The 3,215-nt window shown below is 65.6% G+C and carries 4 protein-coding genes; all 4 read left to right on the top strand.

What is annotated here, in order from left to right; translation table 11 throughout:
- Position 1 precedes the first annotated feature (1 nt).
- Entirely contained in the window at positions 2–634 is a 633-nt protein-coding gene (locus tag OXU50_00020; GenBank protein MDD9868275.1) for a 5-formyltetrahydrofolate cyclo-ligase, read from the top strand.
- 2 nt (positions 635–636) lie between these two features.
- The gene (fhcD, locus tag OXU50_00015; GenBank protein ID MDD9868274.1) at positions 637–1,560 is read left to right on the top strand and encodes a formylmethanofuran--tetrahydromethanopterin N-formyltransferase; all 924 of its coding nucleotides are present in this window, start codon (positions 637–639) and stop codon (positions 1,558–1,560) included.
- A gap of 13 nt (positions 1,561–1,573) precedes the next feature.
- Positions 1,574–2,479 carry a bifunctional 5,10-methylenetetrahydrofolate dehydrogenase/5,10-methenyltetrahydrofolate cyclohydrolase gene (locus tag OXU50_00010; GenBank protein ID MDD9868273.1) on the top strand — a complete coding sequence of 302 codons (906 nt, stop codon included), beginning with the start codon at positions 1,574–1,576 and terminating at the stop codon, positions 2,477–2,479.
- Between the two features lie 77 nt (positions 2,480–2,556).
- Positions 2,557–3,215 (top strand): hypothetical protein (locus OXU50_00005; GenBank protein ID MDD9868272.1); only part of this gene is annotated, 659 nt, incomplete at its 3' end.

The raw sequence follows: 3,215 nt of genomic DNA, 5'->3' as shown, positions 1-3,215 counted from the left end.
CATGCCACTGACACCGCAGGAACTTGAGCAGATTATGGAGCGCAAGAACAAGATGCGCCGCCAGGCCTATGACGCGCGCGCCGCGCAGGAGAACAAGGACGAGGTCAGCGCGGCCATTTGCGAGAAGTTCATCGCGCTGCCGGAATACCAGAAGGCGCAGACCGCGATGTGGTACATCGACTGCCGCTCGGAGACGCGCACCAAGCCGCACCTGGAGAAGGAAATCGCCAAAGGCGGCAGGAAAATCATCGTGCCCTACTGCACCGTGGACGAGAAAGGCGACAACAAACTCGGCCTGTGGCACCTGGAGAGTTTCGACGAACTGGTCGTCGGCAAGTGGAAGATACTCGAGCCGCCGCGCGACCGCTGGGGCGACCCGGCAAAGGAAGTGGAGCCGGAGGCGCTCGACATCGTGATGGTGCCGGGCGTCGGCTTCGACCGCGGCGGCGGGCGCATGGGCAACGGCCAGGGCTATTACGACCGCCTGCTGGAACGGGCGCGCCCCGACTGCCCGCTGGTCGCGCTCGCCTATGAATCGCAGATGTTCGACGAAGTGCTGGTCGCGCCGCACGATGTGTTCATGGACAAGGTCATCACCGAAAAAGCGGTGTACGAAGGCAAAGGGAGAAACTGACGATGGGCGCGCTCATTGACGACACCTACGCCGAGGCTTTCAAGAGCATCTATGTCGAGTTCCTGATTACCGCGAGGGACAGGAAGTGGCTCGACCACGCCGTCAACGCCTGCACCGGCAACGGCTCGAGCTCAATCCTGTGCGACTGCGAGGCGGGCATGGACCGCTATGTCGGCCCCGGCGGCGACGAGAGTTTCGCAACGCCCGACGGGCGCCCCGGCGCCGTCGTCCAGTTGCACGCGCCGCGCTTCTGGAAAGAGCGCGAGAAAAAACTTGAACGCGCGGCGCTGGTTCGCATCAGCCAGAATGTGCTGACCTGCCCGACCGCGTCGTGCTTCAACCTGCTGGACGGCGGCGACCATTTTCAGATGGGGCGCAAGGTCGCCTACTTCGGCAACGGCCACCAGAAGCGCATCACGCGCCATGGCCGCAAGATGTGGTGGATACCGATTTTGGGCGGCGAGTTCATCCTCGACCGCAGGCTCGGCTACGCCGACGGGCTGATGGGCGGCAACCTGTGGTTCTTCGGCAAAGACACCGACTCGGCGCTGGCCGCCGCCGAAAAAGGCGTTGAGGCAATCCTGCCGGTGGCGGGCGTCATTTCCACCTTTCCCGGCGGCATCGCCGGCAGCGGCTCGAAGGCCGGCAGCCAGTACGACTTCACCATCGCCAGCACCTACGAGAAGTTCTGCCCGCTGCTGCGCGACGAGCCGGATGTGGAATGCGGACTGCCCGACGGCGTCAACTCGGTGATGGAAATCATCATGAACGGGCGCGGCATGGACTGCATTATCGAGGCCACGCAGGCGGCCATCGCCGCATCCAAAGACACCGACGGCCTGATGATGATCTCCGCCGGCAACTACGGCGGGCGCCTCGGCAAAAGCCTGATTTACCTGCACCCCGACAAGCAGCCGCGCAACTGACGCCGCCGAACGCTTGACCGACACCGCGCAGCGACAGGCCGCCCGCCGGGCCGCCGGAAAGACCTCCGCGCACGCCGCCGCGCCGGCCACGCTGCTCGACGGGCGCAAGACCGCCGAACGCATCGTCGGCCAGGTCGCCGAAAAACTCGCGGCGGCGGGCGGCCCGGATGTGACGCTGGCGACGGTGCTCGTCGGCGCCCATGCGCCGAGCCGCCTGTATGTGAACCTCAAGTTGAAGATGGCCGCGCGCGGCGGCCTCAAGACGCGGCTGGTTGAACTGCCCGGCGATGTCGCGCAACGCACGCTGGAACAAACGGTGCGCGAACTGGCCGCGGACGATTCGGTTCACGGCATCCTGCTGCAACTGCCGCTGCCCGATGCCGTGGACGCCGGCGCGCTGATTGACCTGATTCCCGCCGCCAAGGATGTGGACGGCCTGACCGCCGAAAACCTCGGACGCCTGCTGCGCGGCAAACCGCACCTCGTGCCGTGCACGCCGCTCGGCGTGATGCGCCTGATGGAGCAATACGACATCCCGACGCAGGGGCGCAAGGCCGTCGTCATCGGCCGCTCGCACCTGGTCGGTCTGCCGCAGGTGATGCTGCTGGCGCTGCGCGGCGTGGATGCGACCGTGACGCTGTGCCATTCAAAGACGAAAGACATCGAGGCCGTGTGCCGCGACGCCGACATCCTCGTCGCCGCCGCCGGCATGCCCGAACTGGTGCGCCGAAGTTTCGTCAAGCCCGGCGCCGCCGTGTTCGATGTCGGCGTCACCCGCCGCAACGGCAAAATCGTCGGCGATGTGGCTTTTGACGAAGTGCGCGAAGTGGCGGGCGCAATTACACCCATGCCCGGCGGCACCGGCCCGATGACGGTGGCCTGCCTGATTGAAAACACATTGAAAGCGGCAGGGGTGTGAGGCGGGTTGCCGGGGCGCTGCGGCGTGCGCTGTCCGTGCTGCCGCTTTCTGCCTCAGCACTGCGGCGCGCGCTGTCCGTGCTGCCGCTTTCTGCCGCATCGCTGCGGCGTGCGCTGTCCGTGCTGCCGCTCTCTGCCACAGCGCTGCGGCGCGCGCTGCTTGTGCTGCTGCTTTTTAGCGGGGCGCAGGCGGACGCCCCCCTGCCGTGCCTGGAGCGCCTGTTGTCCGTGAAAGAGGTCGCTGTTGAAAATTGTGCGCGGCACAGTGCCGATGGTTCCATGCAGGCCAGGAAACTGGGCGTGGCCGCCAACGGTTCAGTCGCCTATCTGCTGACCTCTTCCGGCGGCGGCTCCGGGATTTTCACCGCCATTATCGGCGTGCGCGCCGACGGCAACCACTTGCACAAAACACTGGACATCGCCGGCGGCGACCGATGCAGCGGCGGCATCCGCAACGCGCGCATGGACGGCGACACGCTGGTCATAGAGCAAAACCTGACACCGCACATGCTGGCGCAGCATCTCGCCGAATTGATTGAGGAAGACAACGACGAGGCCCCGTTCGGGCGCGAAGACTGGCCCTACTGCGCCACCTGCTGCACAGCGCACCGGAAAACAGAAGTCCAACTTTCGGGAAAGCCGCAGCCGGCAAGCACCCTGAAAATCAATCTCGCCAACCTGAAAACTCAGGCGGCAAACAACAACGCAGCCGCCTGCCTCTTGCAATCAATGGACGC

The sequence above is a fragment of the Gammaproteobacteria bacterium genome (assembly GCA_028817225.1).
GTDB lineage: Bacteria > Pseudomonadota > Gammaproteobacteria > Poriferisulfidales > Oxydemutatoraceae > Oxydemutator.
The sequence above is the reverse complement of the archived record's forward strand: the minus strand, read 5'-3'. Positions and strand labels throughout refer to the sequence as shown.